We start from the raw sequence: 17,685 nt of genomic DNA, 5'->3' as shown, positions 1-17,685 counted from the left end.
AATTATTATGATTATAACAGAAATCCAGCATTTTTCCTCAAAAATCGTTCGATTTCAGGCAGATTTTAAAAGCACGGTGGAATTTATCTGTGCACTGGAATTTACTTTTTCAAGTCAGCCTACGCTCACAGACCTGGATAATATCCACATGGACAGCTCTTCGTTGCAACTACGAAATTGATACAATTTAACGGTGCACACCCTTGGCTGGACGCACAACTGGAAGTTGTCTATTTCTTCTTTTTCGGTTTTGGGGCTGGCAGTTCATCATACATTGCATGAAACAAGCCTGTCAAAAATTCCTTATTATCAACTTCATCTACCAACAACATCTCTTTTGCTCCCTCATAGGGTAATTCATACGGAGCTGTCGGCATATAACTAATTGCTGATTTTACTGGTTTAACAAGTAATCTATCATCATAGATACCGCCTACAATCTTGCCACGATAATAAATAATAAATTCTCCCATCATAGCTCGATAAGTAATTTCTTCTAACTCAGATAGCTGCCCTAAAATAAACTCTAAGTATTCCTTGCTTGATGCCATATTTCCTCCTCAAATTCCGATTGTTATGATCTTTTACAACTCCACCTTCTTGCCCTTCGGACAAGAAGTATCCCTCGCTTACAGCTCGGTCAATCCTGAGTTATTGTACTCTTTTTATTTCCCCTTTTTATCTGTATATCTCTTAGCCTTTCTGGTTACGGTCCCATCAGTATGACATTCTATATTACTTCTGCTCTCACGCATCTTCTGAATTTTCTCGAACATTTGTTATTATTTGTCAAGGGAGTGGATACTTCCCATCATTTTGTGCAGGATACGGTAAAGTTCTGCCGCATCCTTTCCATCTATAGAAATACAGCCCTGCATTTTGAATGGAATTTCTACTGCCTTCTCTCTCAATTCTCTGCCGCTCTCAGAAAGTGTAACTATGAGAATTCTTTCATCCTCTGATGAACGTTTTCGAGAGAGAAAGCCTTTTTTCTCTAATGTTTTCAAAACCGGTGTCAATGTACCCGAATCAAGAAACAGGTATTCACCTAATTCTTTTACTGACAGTTCCTCATGCTCCCACATTGCCATCATAGTAATGTACTGGGTATATGTTAAGCCAATCTCATCCAGAAACGGCTTATATTTTTTTACAATTTCCTTTGAGCATACATACAGAGGAAAACATAACTGATTATCAAGTTTTAATACATCAAATTTCTGTTCCATAATATTCTCCGTTTTTAATTTTGTACAATTAAATATAACACAATCAGCGGAGTAAAGCCAATATTTTTAAAATCTTATATAATCAGTCTTCCCCATTGTCTGGTGTATAATTTGGATCCAAAGATGCATCATATGCTGCACGAACTGCCCTGGCAAGCTGATCGGAACATGATGTAGGACGTTTTCCACATAAAACTCCACTCAGTTTTTCTTCTATATCTTCAACTGTCCATCCTTCCAGTAATAAGGAAATTGCTTTAAGATTGCCGTGGCAGCCTCCTATAAACTGAATGTTATGAACGATATTTCCCTCTAAATCTAAACTGATAACATTAGAACAGGTATTTGTTGTTAGATAGTCATAGTGAAACATATTTTGACACTCCCCACAGCTAAAGGGGGATTCTTGCTTCTACCACTACTGCATTGGTGAATAACCTTACGGTACTGCAATGTCTTACACAGTGTCCACAAGCTGGATTATACTGTTCCCGTATGCCCTACGGTGCAGTTTTCTGTCTTTATGCATACTGCATCTGCAGTCCTTTTTTCAGGATATTGATGCCAGCATTCATATCCCGGTCATGAACCACGTGACATTCTGGACACTCCCAGATACGAATACGCAGATCTTTTACCAGCGGATTCTGGTAGCCACAGCAGCTGCAGGTCTGGCTGCTCGGATACATCGTTGGTACTCTGCGGATCTCATTTCCATACCAGACCGCCTTATATTCCAGCATTTTGAAAAAAATGGACCAGGAAACACTTGCTATGGATCTTGCCAGTTTATGGTTACGGAGCATCCCTTTTACATTCAAGTCTTCGATACAGATGGTTTGGTTTTCACGCACCAGCAGCGTTGACTGTTTCTGCAGGAAATCATTCCTTTGATTGGTTATTTTCTCATGTACTCTGGCAACTTTGATCCGCTGTTTGTCGCGGTTATGGGAACCTTTCTGCTTCCGTGAAAGTCTGCGCTGCTCTCTTATGAGTTTTCGCATAGAGCGTTCCAGATATCTGGGATTTGATACTGTATTACCACTACTGTCGGAATAGAATTCTTTGATCCCAACATCAATCCCGATCATTCCGCCACTATTTGGACGTGGGTCCGGTTCGAAGTCAACATTCAGGACCGCAAAATATTTTCCTGACGGCGTATGCTCAATGGTCACATGATGGAGCTTTCCAATTTCCATCGACTGACGCACTTTGACAAAACCAAGTTTTGGAAGTTTGATATATCTTCCCACAATGCGGATATTATCTTTTTGGTTTATGGTCCTGTATGACTGGAACCGGTTATGTTTGCTTTTGAAGGTTGGATAGGAAGCCCTCTTTTGGAAGAAATTCACAAATCCCCGGTCGAGATCCCGCAAAGACTGCTGTAATGCAATGGAATCGGCTTCCTTCAGAAAGGCAAATTCTTCCTGTTTTTTCAGTTCCGTCAGCATAGCGGACGTTTGGGTATAGCCGATCTTTTTCCCATTTTCATAGCCTTCCTTACGCATGGCAAGCCCCCGGTTGTAAATGAGCCGGCAGCATCCCAGCGTCCTGTGGATGAGTTTTTTCTGTTCTCTGTTCGGGTAGATCCTGAATTTGATCCCTTTTTGCATTATCCCATCTTATCCTTTTGTCTCTGCGATGTTTTCTGGTTCTCAATATACTGTTTTACTGTTTCCAGCGGGGCACCGCCCACGGTAGATACAAAATAGCTGTTTGTCCACAGGGTCGGCATCTTGGTTTTAAGATACGGAAATTCCTGTCTTAAGATCCTGGACGTATAGCCTTTGAAAGATTTTACAGCTTTGTGGATGCCCAGCTGAGGATCTACTTCCAGCAGCATATGAACATGATCTGGCATGATCTCCATTTCCAGAATGTCTACAGAAAGATCTGTAGCATACTCTGTGAGCAGCTCCTTCAGCCGGACATCTACACCATTAGTTAATACTTTTCGTCTATATTTTGGGCACCATACCACATGATATTTACAGGAATAGACGATATTGTTATTGGATTTATATGTTGTGTTCATATTTGTATTATATTATATTTTTGCAATTAATACAATTATTGTTTTGTCCATCTTCAATTACTTGCGTAAATTCGATGGACGCGTCTTATATCCCCGTAGCTAAAGCAAGGGGTTTTACGACGCATTGGATAAGATCTCCTTAATTTTTTCCTTAATATCATCTATTTTTGCAGTCGGCTCATAACGCTGAACAATGTTTCCATCTCTGTCAATTAAGAATTTTGTGAAATTCCATTTAATATTACCGTTATTTTTATAGTCAGGATCCATCTTTTTAACAATAGGCGTCATAAACAATTTAGCAGGACCGTTAAAACCTTGAAATTTAGTGTTTGAAGTAAGCCATTTATATAAAGGTATAGCGTTTTCGCCGTTGACATCAACCTTGTGATACTGTGGGAAAGTAATGCCGTATCGACCTGTACAGAAATCGTGGATTTCCTCATCTTCTCCCGGTGCCTGATTTGCAAACTGGTTGCATGGGAAATCAAGGATTTCCAGTCCCTGTTCTCCAAGTTCTTCATACATTTCCTGAAGCTCTGTGTACTGTGGAGTGAATCCACATCCTGTAGCTGTGTTGACAACCAGAATAACCTTTCCACGAAAAGTTTCAAGAGAAAGTTCCTCACCATTCTGTTTTTTTACTTTAAAATCATAGATATTCATAATAAATCCTCCTTTTTAATTTTTCTCAATTTAATTGCATTCAATTTATATTTCGATTGTACACAATCAAATTGTATTTGTCAAGGTTTTTAATTTTGTCTCTTCCTCTTTTCCGAGAAAGAACAAAGCGGACAAGTCCACTTCAAACTCCCTGAATCCCTCAATCTTTGCGGGACTTGCTACGCTTTGCGCGCTAGATGCAGTCTGCTTTAGCAGACATATTCCAAATGCATCTAGTCGCATCCTCGCGGAGCGTTTTTTGCGTTATTGGAACATTACGGAGTAATTTCCTATAACGCAAAAAAGCACCTGCCATCCCTGACAAATGCTTTCAACATTATTTTTAATATTTTTCTTTCCTCAAAATTTCTCTTTTATAGTTCAGCCAACATGCCATACCCATATTTGTCATTTGGAAGTTCTTGAAAACCAAATTTGGCATAAAATGCTTCTTTGCCGGGATTTGCATATAAACTGCATGCTAATTTCACTTCTTCCACTGAATGATCTTTCAAACACTCCAAAGCTTTATTCACTAATTGTTTTCCCAGTCCCTTTCCCTGAAAATCCGGACTGACAATCATATCTGTTATATATGCATCCGTAACAAAATCTGTGAGTACACGAACAATCCCAACACTTCTTCCATCATTAACAGCATTTACAAGAAGTGATGTATTAAAAAGGACCGTTTCTGCCTGCTCAACAGTCAGTTTTTGAAAGCCAACAGATTCACGTAATTGGCAAAATTCCTTTGTTGAAATAGTACTTTTAAATTCGATAGCCTCACTCATTTTCATTCACCTACAATTCAAAATTATCAGCCAGACAACTGGAAGTTATTGATCTTTTGAATTCAATCCAAGTTCTTTCAGCTCTTTTTCGTTTTGAATATCTTCATCAGTTTTCTTTCCAGTAATAGCACTGTAGGCTTCTTTGATGCCATTTTTCACTGCCCATTTGATAACGAAATACAGTGCAATCAAAATAACAATTGCGGTTCCTCCGCTTATACCTAATTCATTCCACATAATTCAGTCCTCCAAATTCCGATTGCTATGATCTTTTACACCTCCACCTTCTTGCCCTTCGGACAAGAAGTATCCCTCGCTTACAGCTCGGTCAATCCCGATTTTTCAACATTTGTTAAATAGACCATCCCATATCATAGGCTTTTTTGAAAACACTTTGTTCCCTGACCACTCCAGCATCCATCACGTTTGCTGCATATATCTTTCCTGCAATTTTGTATTCTTCCAGATGCTCTACAAAACCATTCAGATCACCAAGTGACCTTTCAATAATGTCCTCACCCAAACCAGCCGATATAATGTAGTAAACCTCTTTTTTACCCAGATGCTGCCAGATAGGATACGTACGGTCAATAAAGGTCTTCATCTGAGCACTGATCCCATAAAAATAAACTGGAGTAGCCAGTACAAGTACATCTGCTTTCTGAAACATTTTGAGTATCTCAGCCATATCATCTTTTAATACACAGGTACCTCCATTTCTCATACAGCCATCACAAGCTCTGCAAAAACCTATATTCTGCTCCATGATACGTACGATTTTCACTTGATGTCCTTTTTCTTCTGCCCCTTTTTTGAACTGCTCACACAAGAGTTGTGAATTCCCTTTTTTTCTTGGCGAGCTTGAAATAATCAATACATTTTTCATCAGTTTTCCTCACTTAAACTATTGCCTTCATATCAATTGTTTTCACAGCATGAGCATTTATGCCACACTCAAATGCTTTTCTTCAATCTTTGTTTACTATTGTTCATTTTCTGAGCGTTATTTTCTTTTTTACTTCTTCGATGACAATCGGTTTTGCAACATGACCGTTCATTCCTGCATCCATGCATTTCTGGACATCTTCAGGGAAAGCATTTGCTGTAACCGCAACAATCGGTATTGTTTTTGCATCAGGGCGGTCAAGTGCCCGAATTGTTCTTGTTGCTGTTAAACCATCCATAACTGGCATCATAACATCCATAAGAATAGCATCAAATGTTCCTTCCGGATGATTCTGGAACGCTTCTACTGCTTCCTGTCCATTAACAACCACTGTAATTTCGGCTCCTTCTTCCGCCAGAAGCGTTTCCGCAATTTCCGCATTTAACTCATTATCTTCTGCCATCAGAAGATGCAATCCTTTAATACTATTGTCATTTTCCGGCAACTGCTGCGGCAAATCAGCCGGCGGCTCTGCAATTTCAAATGGAATCGTGATAATAAAGGTCGATCCAACACCTTCTTTGCTCTTAATATCAATCGTTCCATTCATCATCTCAATATACCGCTTTACGATTGTCATTCCAAGACCAGTTCCCTGATAAATACTTCTCGCATCATGTCTTTCCTGTACAAAAGGCTCAAAGATATGTTTCATGAACTCTTCGCTCATACCAATGCCTGTATCTGTAATCGTCCAACGGTAAGTGCAGATGCCATTTTTATCTCCCAAGGACTCTACGGTAGTTGTAACCTTTCCCCCTGGCCGGTTATACTTAATGCAGTTCCCGTAAATATTCAAAAAAATCTGACGCAGGTGGAGCGGACTTCCATAGATATATGGATACGGAATTACTGAATTCCCATTTTCATAATTCCATTCAATTCCCTCTTCTTCCGCTTTCCCCACAATAATAAACACGATCTCCTGTGTCAGTTCCAACAGGCTGATAACTTCACGAGTTAAAATGCTCTCTCCGCTCTCCAGCTTGCTTACCTGCAGAACATCATTAATCAATGAAAGTAAATGATCTGCAAAAATCTGCATTTTTCTATGATTTTCTCTGAGCAAGGACTCATTGTTCCAATTTATCTCATCAATTTTCAGCAGTCCGATGATCCCATTGATCGGAGTACGGATATCATGGGACATATTGGCCAGGAACCTGGTCTTCGCTTTATTTGCGGCATCCGCTTTTTCTGCCAAAGCTGCCATTTCTTCTGCTCTTTGATATTCCTGCAATGCTCTTCTTTTTTGAATATGTACTCTTCCGGTCAAAATAATAAACATAATAGCAGCTAACATCAGACCTATACTGATAGAAATGACCGGATGCATCTGCATCAGCATCAAAATAGTCAAATCTTTGGCATGATACGAAGTATACTTCTTTGATATATCTTCTATCATACTATCCGGAAGTGCATAGATCGCCTTTGTCAGAATACCCGCCAGTGCATGATTTACCTGTTCGGAAACTGCAATGTAATATTTATAAGATGTCTCCTCCAGAAGCGTATACATCAATGCACCGCTTTTGTCCTGGTTCACCAAGGCCTGTGCTGTATAGTAATAAACAAATGCTGCATCTGCCTTTCCGTCCAACACCGCTTTTACCGCTTCCTCACGGGTCCCGCAGACCAGTTTTTCTGCATCTTTGGCATAATCATAATTATCATCAAATGCTGCGGACTGTGCAACGGTGGCAATTACTTTGATGTCTCCATCAAAATCGGTTCTGGTAACCTTCGCCATTCGTAAGGTAAGATACGGAGCTGTAATCGTAAAATTCTGTTTTTCTGAATCATTTTCTGAATCCAGACGCAAGTCAATGCACAGATCTACTGAGCCATCATTGCGGTGTTTCAGATATTCTTCCCTGGACTGGTATTGGATAAACTGATATTTAATCCCAACATAATCTGCAAGTTTCCTAAAATAGTCTGGAATAATTCCTTTCACTTCTCCATCATCTATATACGAATATGGATAACGGGTTGGATCACATGCCACTCTTAATGTGGTAGCTGCAGAACTGTATTCCTGAATAAGTTTCTCTTCTTCATCTGTAAAATTCAGGTTACGGTCATTAAAATTCTCATAATAGCGGTTGTGTAATTCTGTCCTCCAGTCTCCCTCTACCGCATTCATCTGGTCAATAGCATAGTTCACCTTCTTCATCAGGTCTGTATTTCCTTTTTTTACAATGGCGTAGAATTCCGTATTCTTAAATTTTTCGATGATTCTTTCATTATCAGTTTGTCTCAGAGAACTGGTAACAGCAGCGTCCACATTTCCTTTTTGAAGTGCGGAAGTCATTTCTTCTATCGTATCAAAATATACCGGATGATAGTTAAAACCATTTTCCTCTGCAAAATCTGCTAAATCATCATTTCTGCTGTTTCCGTTTAAAAGTGCAACCTTCATTCCATCATATGTATCATAATCATGCATAACAATTGTATTGTTATCACTGCGTATGGTTAAAATCGCACTGTTGCTGCCAATGGGTCTGGAATAATCGAATTTTTCTTCACGTTCAGGAGTTTTTCTTGCAGAAGTCAGCAGATCTATTTCACCGTCTTCCAACATCTTCTGCATTTCTTCCCAGCTTTTTTCATATCCGATATAATCAAAATCAACATTTATATAACGGGAAACCAGCTGCAGAAAATCATAACCATAGCCACTGCGGTTACCTTCCTCATCCATCATATGATATCCATCCATGGCGAAAAATCCCACTCGTATGGTTTCACGCTGCTCTTCACCACTCGCTGCATGTGCCATAGATGGATTTGCTGTTATTATAATGCCTGTTAAAATCATCAAAATGGCAAATTTCACCACACGGACTTTTCTTATTCTACTATTTATCTCACATTTACGGTCATCCTTATCCATATCAGCATCCCCCATTTTTTGTAACTGTGAACCCATAATTATGGAACCTGACATTCCCTCTTCCATGAGCGGAGCGTTTTTTTCGTTATTGGAACATTACAGAGTAATTTCCTATAACGCGAAAAACAGACAGTTCATCTTATTCTGAACTGTCTGTACACTTCGTCTGTTTAGGTTATTTGCTAACTTAGACGTATATACCTGAGTATTTATACCCCATTATTCTTTAATATTCGATCAAAAAAGAAACTGCTACAGCTCATATTATATTATTGTAAGCTTGCACAAGAACCATATAATTATATTACCTTTCTCGTTCACAACTGTCAAACAATAAATTGCTGCTTTTCTCTATTTATTTTCCTGAATCCGAAGTTGAATATTCTCTTACAGAACTGGGATATTCATTACTGCCCGTATTACTTCTGACTTCTCCATATACTCCACTTTCTTGCCACATTATATTTTTATCTGTTGAACTACATCTGATATGCTTTACTGAAACACTCTCTGATTTTTCCACAAATGTCAGAATCAACAAAACCTTTCTGTGCCATATCATCAAGTATATCACATGCTTTTTCATGTGATAATCCCTTCTTATAAGGTCTGTCTTCCGTAAGAGCCTGGTAAATATCAATGCAAGCCATGATACGCTCCGGCTCATTTAATTCATCAGCAGTTTTTCCAAAAGGATATCCTTTTCCATTTAACTTTTCATGATGAAGAGCCGCCCAGTCTCTTATTTCTTCGAAATCATCTATCCCCGACAAAATATAATAGGTATATACTGCATGATGTTTCATCGTTTTAAATTCTTCATCTGTTAATTTTTCTGGCTTTTCCAGAATTTCATTTCCAATTGCAACTTTTCCTATATCATGCAAAGCTCCGGCAAGATACATTTTCTGACAGATATCCTCATCAAATCCCATAAATCTTGATATTTTTTCCGCACCATCCGCAACACCAATTGAGTGGTTACTTGTAAATGGAGATTTATAGTCTACAATATGAGCAAAGAGATCTGCAATAGCTTTAATCTGTGTAAAATTAAGTTCCTGCTTTATTCTGGGTACTTTCTTCCACAATATCGTATCCAGGGTTTCATTATCAATCATATGAATTTTTTCATCTGAAAAAGCATTAAAAAAAGCTTCCACGCAGAAGGAATCAAACAATTTATCTTTTGACTTTATTACAAATTCTTCTGTTCTTTTCCACTCATCCGAATCTGATTTCATAGATCGGCAAAATATATCTATCGTATCACACATATGGATAATCCTTGCAAATAACGGTACTTCATTCCATTGTTTTCCAAAAGGCCCACTTCCATCAGCGTTTTCATGGTGGTACAGTATGACATTAGATACATCATTATGAAACGGTATATTTTTCAGATTTTTTTCTCCTATGGTACAATGCCTTCCCAGCTTCGTCACCCCGTTACGTAAAGCGTCATTTTGAAGCTCTTCCTGAATATATTGTGCCACTGCATTGTCGTGCAGCAATGCACACTCTGCCAGATCTTGCAGGCTTTGACCCTGTATACCCATTTTTTCAGCAGTACAAACCGCCATATATGCCACACGTTTAGAATGATTGTTTGTTACTTTAATCAGCTCTGCCTCTACACAGTCCAATGCATATGAGCAGGCTGCTAATAACCCCAGCACATCAAATTTCATTTTTGATCTTGTCTCCTCCTTTGTTCTGTTTTCTGAGAAATCTGGAATATACTTACCATGACAGATTTCTCAGCCTCGGATCAATAAAAGCATATGTTTTGTCTTTTCTTTAGTTTTTCCATGACCGTTGGATATTTTTTATAATCTGTGTGAGGTAAGGCCTGGGCAGCTACCATCTGTTCCAGAAAATCATCCACTTCCGCAAATTGTATATAAGTCATTTCTTCCAGTATCTGATCAATATCTGCAAGAAGTTCTTTGTTCAGCAAAAGCTTCTGTGCTCCTTCCAGCGAAGAATTTCCAGCATTGATCATCTTCTCCCGTTCCATGTCAGGATACATCCCAATGGTAATGGCTGATTCCACAGATACATGTTTTCCAAAAGAGCCGGCTGCATAAAATCGATCTGCCTGATTCAGTTCAAATCCAGATTCCCGGAGCATGATCTCAACCATTATATGTGCTGCGGCTTTGGTAAGAATAAATTCGTCGATATCTTTCTGATAAAAATACAGACCAGGAGCATATTCTATGCAAAGCTGACCGTCCCGCTTTTGAATAAGATTCGTTTTTTCGGGAGAAAACTTACCCCGAAAATCTATCCAGCCTTCTAAGAAAAGTTCCGCAATCAGATCCACAATACCAGAACCACAGATACCCTTAGGGCTAATTTCTCCTGAAGAATTACCAATTACATGAACATGAATTTTTCCATTTCTTATCCTCACACTGTCCACTGCTCCGGCATCAGCCCTAGTCCCGGTGTGTACTACTCCTCCTTCCAATGCAGGACCTGCTGCACCAGCGCCGCAAAGAAGAAAATCTTTATTTCCGATCACAAGTTCGCCGTTGGTTCCGATGTCAAAGAAAACACTGATTCCATCTTTTTTATATAATTCCGTCTCAATCATTCCGCTGATGATGTCACCACCCAGATAATTAGACTTCGCCGGATAACAATACACATAACCATTCAACGGAATATCCAGATCTTTTGCCGGCTGGAATCCCGGACGATCGGCATGAACAGCATGTGGCGTGTAAAAGACACAGAAGGCATCTATTCCCAAAAGAAAGTGGATCATGGTGGTATTGCCTGCTACTACCATAGACAGACATTTTCGTGACACCGGATGCTTTGCATCCAGCTTATCCATGCATTCTATAATAGACTCAACTGTAGCAAGCCGTATCTCTTCCAATTTTTTCTTATCATCTTTGCAGTAAAAAATACGTGATAAAATATCGGTTCCCCACTGAATCTGTTTATTAAAGCAGCTCTCTTCCCCCAGTATCTCACCATTGTTACAGTCTAAAAGTTTCACCACTACCGTTGTACTTCCAAGGTCTACCGCCAGCCCATAATGCTGGCTGACTGTATCTCCGCTCTCTATATCAACCAGCTCCCATTTTTCTCCATTCCATGAAAGTGATACTGTTATTTTCCAACCTGCATGATCAAGTAATGGATATAATTGCCTCAAAATGCGAACCGGAATATGGACCTCCTCTTTCACGCCCTTTGCTGATAAACATTCCAGAATACGCTGCTGGTCTGAACGTTGATCCTCTTCGGTTGGCACAGAAAGATCAATGTATAATTTTCGACTAAGACCTCTCATAGTGTTCCTTCTCCTTTACCATATGTACATTTTCTATTCCGCAAAAAAGGAAGGACATCGGTTATAACTCATACTTGATATCCTTCCTTTTCATTATGATTCATTATACTTCAGAAAACTGATCTTTTCCAACGGAACACAAAGGACATTCAAAATCTTCTGGAACATCTTCCCATTTTGTTCCCGGTGCGATACCACCTTCTGGGTATCCTTCCTCTTCATCATATTCCCATCCGCAAACATCACATACGTATTTCATTCCTGCTTCCTCCCTTGTACAAGAAATTCACATTAATAATTTTCTGCGTGTACCTCAAAATAGCTCTGCGGGTGATTGCATACCGGGCATACTTCCGGTGCCTTGGTTCCCACTACGATATGTCCGCAGTTACGGCATTCCCAAACTTTGACTTCACTCTTTTCAAATACCTGTGCTGTTTCAATATTCTTAAGAAGTGCACGATATCTTTCTTCATGATGTTTCTCAATCTCTCCTACCGCTCTGAATTTTGCAGCAAGTTCCGGGAATCCTTCTTCCTCTGCTGTTTTTGCAAATCCTTCATACATATCTGTCCACTCGTAGTTCTCACCCTCTGCAGCAGCAGCCAGATTTTCTTTTGTGTCACCAATTCCGGTCAGCTCTTTGAACCACATCTTTGCATGTTCTTTCTCGTTATCGGCTGTTTTTAAGAACAATGCTGACATCTGCTCATAGCCTTCCTTTTTTGCAACAGAAGCAAAATAGGTATATTTATTTCTTGCCTGTGATTCTCCTGCAAATGCCTCCTGTAAATTTTTCTCTGTCTGTGTTCCTGCGTATTTGTTTGCTGCCATTTCCTTTACCTCCGCTTTCTTTATCACTTTTTCAAAATCTGATGCCGGATGTTTACACAAAGGACATACAAAATTATCCGGTAATTCTTCTCCTACATACTCATATCCACAGATCCTGCAACGCCATATTGTCTGACCATCTTCTGTCTTTCCAACTGCCTGTGGCTTAGGTTTTATGTGATTCTGATAATACTCGTATGTTACAGAAGGGATATCACTTAAGACTTCCATATCTGTTATTTCACCAATAAACATCGTATGGGAACCCAAATCCTCTGTTTTATTAACACTTACAGAAATATATGCATTCGTTCCTTCTGTGATATAGTAAATGCCATTTGCACCCCGTGCACATTTTTCAAATGCTTCAAACTTATTCATATCCCGCCCGGATTGAAATCCAAAATGTTTAAATAATTCAAACCTGGCACTCTGGCTTAAGACTGACACTGTGAATTTTCCAGTTCTCTGGATCATTTCATGTGTATAATTTGCCTTATTTACACAGATACTTAATTGATTTGGTTCTGATGCCGCCTGGATTGCAGTGTTAATGATACAGCCATTATCCTTTTCCGCTTCTCTGGCAGTCAGTACAAACAATCCGTAACTCAGCTTATACATCGCTTTTTTATCCATCCTGCTGCTCCTCCTTCATCTTCTCCCTGCATTTCGGACAAATGCCTTTAAAGGAAATATCATATTCCAAAAACTCTGTTCCATGTGTATCACGAATCCTTTTCATTAAATCCGGTATTTCATCCATATCTACATCCGATACCTCACCACATTTTATGCATCTCACATGATAATGATTTTTCAATGTGATATCGAACCGGTTTGCTCCATCTGGCACTTCAACCTTTCTCAGAGTGCCTTCTTCTGCCAGTATGTCAAGATTTCTATATACCGTTCCTTTTCCAATGGTAGGATATTCTTTTTTTAGAAATTCATATACTTCATTTGCTGTAACATGCCTTTTCATTTCATATACAGCATTTTTTACAAGATCTTTCTGAATTGTATTTCTTCTGTTAGTCATTCATCCTCCTTATTAGGATTTATTCTTGATTAGAATTATATATTAAGAGTTATAAAATGTCAACATAAAATTAGTAATAATTACTATTTTTAAAATAACGATAACACTTAGTAAGTATCTCTTTTAGCACCATCTTATTCCATAATTTTTCGTTCAAAAACATATTCTGATTCAGATGATAAATCTCTTCTAAACGTATATCCAAGTCTGTCAAACTTTTGTATATCTGTCGGATTTTCAATTTCCTTTTCTGCCATATATCTGACCATCTCACCACGAGCCATCTTGGCATATGTACCTTTTGTTACCAGTTTATCTCCTGATTGTTCACAAAATGTAACCGTAATATATTTGTCTTTATCTGACAGATATTTTTCTATACATTTCGAGTATTCTTTTGATGCAAGATTAATCATAACCCTGTCATCGTCAATCACTGAACGATATAATCTTTCACCCCAGTAATCATATAGATTCTTTGTATCTTTTATTTCAGCTTTCGCCTGCATCTCCAGGCGATAAGGCGTTACACCATCCATCGGTTTCAGAACACCATAAAACGCAGACAGTATCCTCAAATGATTTTGTATATAAGCAAACTGCTGATTTTCAAACACAGATGGTGCCATATACTGAAATGCAATTCCCTCATACGATAAAACAGCCGGTGTAAGCATGTTATAAAGATCCATATTTTCTAACCTGTTGAAATTCTGTTCTGCAATCTTGTCATTACATTTCCAGATAGCTTTCAGTTCCTCTTTTGATTTGCTTTTCATCCAGCTTAATATCTCCGCCGTCCTGTCAATAAATTCCGGCAATCCAACTGGTGCTATACTATCTGTATCAATAATCATTTTTTTTGCAGGTGATAATATAATCTTCATCACACCAATTCCTTAAGCATGTTTTCAGGATCATTTGCCGCCCTGACTTTATCATTTGCCTTTATAATGATTCCACACTCATTAGTAATAATTACTATTTTAAAAATTAAAGAAACTTTTTGCGAGAATATGCGAGAAAAATAAATACCTAATCCAATAGACCGGATAAGAAAAAACCTGTCATCAGCGACAAATGATTCTGTCGATGATAACAGGTCTTATTCTTTTACTCTATATGTTACGTCTCGTATACTTTATTTTTTTACATACCTGCAAATGGTCTTTTCGACCATCTCGATATTAAGTGGTTTCGCAATGTGAGCATTCATACCTGCATTGATACACTTCTTTGCATCCTCTGCAAATGCATTCGCTGTCATGGCAATAACAGGAATAGTCTTTGCATCTGACCGATTCAATGCACGAATGGTTTTCGTTGCAGTTATACCATCCATAACAGGCATCATCATATCCATCAAAATGGCATCAAATGTCCCTCCCGGGGATTGAACGAACAGGTCCACGGCTTTTTTGCCATTTTCGACCACGGTCACCGACGCACCTTTCTCTTCCAAAAGAACCTTTGCGATCTCTGCGTTCAGTTCATTGTCCTCTGCCATCAGGAATCTCATTCCGGAAACAGAGCAGTTCATTATCTCTTCCTGCACTTCCGGTTTTCCGTCAGGGTCAAGTTTAAACGGAAGCACAACTGTAAATGTACTGCCTGCACCAAGTTTACTTTCAACCGTAATCGTACCGCCCAGCTTGTCAACCATATTTTTCACGATTGGCATACCAAGTCCTGTACCGGCATAGCTGGAACGTGCAGAGGTATCTGCCTGCACAAATGGGACAAAAAGCTGATTTTTCACAAAATCCTCAGACATCCCAATGCCCGTATCCTGAATTTTGAACTCACATACAATGGTATCCTTCGTCCTTTCGATGGTTTTCATACTGGTGTGAATAGAACCATTGGGCTTATTATACTTGACGGCATTTGTAAACAGATTTACCAGAATCTTTTTCAGATGCAATGGACTGCTGAAAACATATACATCTTCATAATCATCATGCTCTTCCGTAAGTGTGAGTCCTGCAGCCTCTGCCTGCCTTTGCGCTTTTTGTGCCTTTTTTCCTGCAACGATCGATTTTCTCAATAAGAACAGCATCAGCAGGAAGATGGAACCAACCAGCACCGAAACAGCCAGAAGGTTGTCCCTGAAAAAATCTAACAGCGTAATCTTTTTCAATTCACTGTCATGCATATTCAGTAAGCCGGATAATTTAGAACTGGTTACAGTTTCCAGTGTCTTGTTCAGAATGGATAACAGGGTGATATTTCCGTGTTCCACTGCAAAAGATGAATTATTCGGCTTTGAAAGGACAAACGAATGAAACCCGTACTCTTTTGTATAATCTGCTGAATCGCCGGAATCCACCACAAAACAATCTGCCTCGCCATTGCATACGGCCTGCACAATATCTTTCTGGGATTCATACTCTGTAATGTTCCATTTTGGATAATTCCTTGAAATATACGATTGCAGGGATATCTTCCCGGCAAGGATTGCAACGGTATTTTCTTTCGTTTCGTCAAATACATCCTGCGAAGTGATGACTGCCATATTCGCGGTCCAGGTCGTATCTGACAGATCATACCCCCGAGCCTCCGCTGAATTTGGATTCTGGGCAACATAGAATATCATATCAATCTCACCGTTATGAAGCGCATCCGGCAGATCATTACGGGAATCAAAGCCCACAAGCTCAAATTTCAGAGTCTGCCCATACAGGCAGTTCTCTGCCAGCAGAGTATAATCCGATATTACCCCTGTTACTTCACCGGTGTCTGGATGCAGAGTGCTGATCCCGCCATCGTTCTTTAAATACCCGACCCGTATTGCGCCATGTCCTGACAACCATTCCTCTTCTTCTCTGGTAAGAACGGGAATGCTTGCCTGAGAAAAATGCTGTCGATATAAATCATCACTGAAAAACGGATACTCTTCCGATAATCTCAGCATGGCATTATCCACATCCGTTTTGATGTCCTGACTGTCTTTTCTAAACGCAAAATAAATACCAGAACTGCCGATTGTGGTTACAGGTGCAATGCCTGACTCACTCCAAAAAGCACCTTCCACAGAAACGAAACATTCTATTTCCTGCTTCTCCAGTCTCTCGATCACCTCTTCCTTCGTGGTAATGTTCAGATGGTTCATATGCAGATGATTCTTCTCTGACCACTCATTCAGAACTGTTTCTGGCAGATGATCCTTAAGCACGCCAATATTTTTGCCGTTAAAAGTAGAAATGTCAGTAATCGTAATATCTGTATCTGCCAGTTTCGCAAAAATATAGTATTTTTCTTCACTCATTGGAATACTGGAAAATGCCATTGTTTCGGCACGCTCATCCGTATAGGAAATTGCTTCGAGGATATCAATTTCACCATTTTGCAATTTTTCAAAACAGTCATTCCATGTACACGGGACATATTCATATTCCCAGCCAGTATAGTTTGCGATCTTTTGCAGATACTCGTATCCGTAGCCGGTCCGTTCCCCATGTGCATTCACATCATCGTAGATGCTTTCAGGCGCACCTACCCGGATTACTTTTCTTTCTGTTGATTCCGCAGCAGATACCCGGACGGGCATTACCATAGGAAGAAGTAAAAAAAGACATATTACAAGGCAGGTGCACTTTTGAATATTATTCCTGAATGTATTCATATATCCTTGCTCCTTTTACAGTACACAGCTACCGTCCTTATTACCTTTTCCGCTTGGATCTGCTTTGCAAGATGGGCATTCAGAACTGCATCTATCTCTCCCGTTTTCCAGTGGTTTTCAAATTCCCTTTTCATTTATTTTCTCCTGTATTATTTAACTTCCAAATATAGCATATCCGATTTTAACCGTAAAATATCTGTCTTATTATAGCCATCCCCTGAATAGAACGTCAATCTTGGAAGCTTACTATTTCTGTACTTTTTAAAAAACATGTTTTCCGGATTATTTCATGA

The 17,685-nt window shown here is 39.2% G+C and carries 19 protein-coding genes and 2 pseudogenes; 1 reads left to right on the top strand and 20 read right to left on the bottom strand.

Annotated elements, in window-relative coordinates:
* On the top strand, positions 1-181 hold a 181-nt coding region (locus tag KQI91_RS07850; RefSeq protein ID WP_216392288.1), incomplete at its 5' end, for a hypothetical protein.
* A gap of 49 nt (positions 182-230) precedes the next feature.
* Here the strand turns inward: KQI91_RS07850 and KQI91_RS07845 are convergent.
* The 20 genes and pseudogenes from KQI91_RS07845 to KQI91_RS07760 form a co-directional block, all read right to left on the bottom strand.
* Positions 231-551, bottom strand: a complete 321-nt coding sequence (locus tag KQI91_RS07845; protein ID WP_072850661.1) for a TfoX/Sxy family protein — start codon at positions 549-551, stop codon at positions 231-233.
* Positions 552-782: 231 nt separating this feature from the next.
* Complete coding sequence (locus tag KQI91_RS07840) at positions 783-1,229, bottom strand: MarR family winged helix-turn-helix transcriptional regulator (RefSeq protein ID WP_216392287.1); 447 nt, start codon at positions 1,227-1,229, stop codon at positions 783-785.
* Between the two features lie 82 nt (positions 1,230-1,311).
* Complete coding sequence (locus KQI91_RS07835; protein WP_216392286.1) at positions 1,312-1,602, bottom strand: TIGR03905 family TSCPD domain-containing protein; 291 nt, start codon at positions 1,600-1,602, stop codon at positions 1,312-1,314.
* Positions 1,603-1,750: 148 nt separating this feature from the next.
* Positions 1,751-2,848, bottom strand: a complete 1,098-nt coding sequence (gene tnpB, locus KQI91_RS07830) for an IS200/IS605 family element RNA-guided endonuclease TnpB (protein WP_216392285.1) — start codon at positions 2,846-2,848, stop codon at positions 1,751-1,753.
* Complete coding sequence (tnpA, locus tag KQI91_RS07825; protein WP_216392284.1) at positions 2,848-3,270, bottom strand: IS200/IS605 family transposase; 423 nt, start codon at positions 3,268-3,270, stop codon at positions 2,848-2,850. The genes tnpB and tnpA overlap by 1 nt, the downstream gene beginning before the upstream one ends.
* A 114-nt stretch (positions 3,271-3,384) precedes the next feature.
* The gene (locus tag KQI91_RS07820) at positions 3,385-3,936 is read right to left on the bottom strand and encodes a glutathione peroxidase (protein WP_216392283.1); all 552 of its coding nucleotides are present in this window, start codon (positions 3,934-3,936) and stop codon (positions 3,385-3,387) included.
* Between the two features lie 374 nt (positions 3,937-4,310).
* Entirely contained in the window at positions 4,311-4,730 is a 420-nt protein-coding gene (locus KQI91_RS07815; protein ID WP_216392282.1) for a GNAT family N-acetyltransferase, read from the bottom strand.
* Positions 4,731-4,775: 45 nt separating this feature from the next.
* A complete protein-coding gene (locus KQI91_RS07810; protein WP_216392281.1) occupies positions 4,776-4,967 on the bottom strand; it encodes a DUF6019 family protein in 192 nt (63 codons plus the stop codon).
* 115 nt (positions 4,968-5,082) lie between these two features.
* Positions 5,083-5,616, bottom strand: coding sequence for a flavodoxin family protein (locus KQI91_RS07805; protein WP_216392280.1), 534 nt, complete (start codon positions 5,614-5,616; stop codon positions 5,083-5,085).
* Between the two features lie 103 nt (positions 5,617-5,719).
* A complete protein-coding gene (locus KQI91_RS07800) occupies positions 5,720-8,578 on the bottom strand; it encodes a transporter substrate-binding domain-containing protein (protein ID WP_253288432.1) in 2,859 nt (952 codons plus the stop codon).
* Positions 8,579-9,057: 479 nt separating this feature from the next.
* Positions 9,058-10,269 (bottom strand): HD-GYP domain-containing protein, encoded by a 1,212-nt coding sequence (locus KQI91_RS07795; protein ID WP_216392279.1) that lies wholly within the window; start codon positions 10,267-10,269, stop codon positions 9,058-9,060.
* 80 nt (positions 10,270-10,349) lie between these two features.
* Positions 10,350-11,891, bottom strand: coding sequence for an ASKHA domain-containing protein (locus tag KQI91_RS07790; protein ID WP_216392278.1), 1,542 nt, complete (start codon positions 11,889-11,891; stop codon positions 10,350-10,352).
* A gap of 103 nt (positions 11,892-11,994) precedes the next feature.
* Entirely contained in the window at positions 11,995-12,150 is a 156-nt protein-coding gene (locus KQI91_RS07785) for a rubredoxin (RefSeq protein WP_019161201.1), read from the bottom strand.
* Between the two features lie 32 nt (positions 12,151-12,182).
* Positions 12,183-12,725 (bottom strand): rubrerythrin, encoded by a 543-nt coding sequence (gene rbr, locus KQI91_RS16400; RefSeq protein WP_253288442.1) that lies wholly within the window; start codon positions 12,723-12,725, stop codon positions 12,183-12,185.
* An 18-nt stretch (positions 12,726-12,743) separates the two neighbouring features.
* Positions 12,744-13,364: pseudogene (locus KQI91_RS16395) on the bottom strand (flavin reductase); the annotation flags it as partial.
* Complete coding sequence (locus KQI91_RS07775; protein WP_216392276.1) at positions 13,357-13,767, bottom strand: Fur family transcriptional regulator; 411 nt, start codon at positions 13,765-13,767, stop codon at positions 13,357-13,359. The pseudogene KQI91_RS16395 and the gene KQI91_RS07775, both read right to left, overlap by 8 nt.
* 134 nt (positions 13,768-13,901) lie before the next feature.
* A complete protein-coding gene (gene yaaA / locus KQI91_RS07770) occupies positions 13,902-14,654 on the bottom strand; it encodes a peroxide stress protein YaaA (protein ID WP_216392275.1) in 753 nt (250 codons plus the stop codon).
* Positions 14,654-14,734: pseudogene (locus KQI91_RS16390) on the bottom strand (peroxiredoxin); the annotation flags it as partial. The pseudogene KQI91_RS16390 and the gene yaaA, both read right to left, overlap by 1 nt.
* Positions 14,735-14,908: 174 nt before the next feature.
* Positions 14,909-17,392: a response regulator gene (locus tag KQI91_RS07765; protein ID WP_216392274.1), complete on the bottom strand. Its 2,484-nt coding sequence runs from the start codon at positions 17,390-17,392 to the stop codon at positions 14,909-14,911.
* A complete protein-coding gene (locus KQI91_RS07760; RefSeq protein WP_216392273.1) occupies positions 17,389-17,526 on the bottom strand; it encodes a hypothetical protein in 138 nt (45 codons plus the stop codon). Before KQI91_RS07760 ends, KQI91_RS07765 begins: the two co-directional genes overlap by 4 nt.
* Positions 17,527-17,685: the final 159 nt, after the last annotated feature.

This window comes from Blautia sp. MSJ-19, from assembly GCF_018918125.1.
Lineage (GTDB): Bacteria > Bacillota > Clostridia > Lachnospirales > Lachnospiraceae > Blautia_A.
Note: the sequence above shows the minus strand (reverse complement) of the source record. Positions and strands in the feature narration are given on the sequence as shown.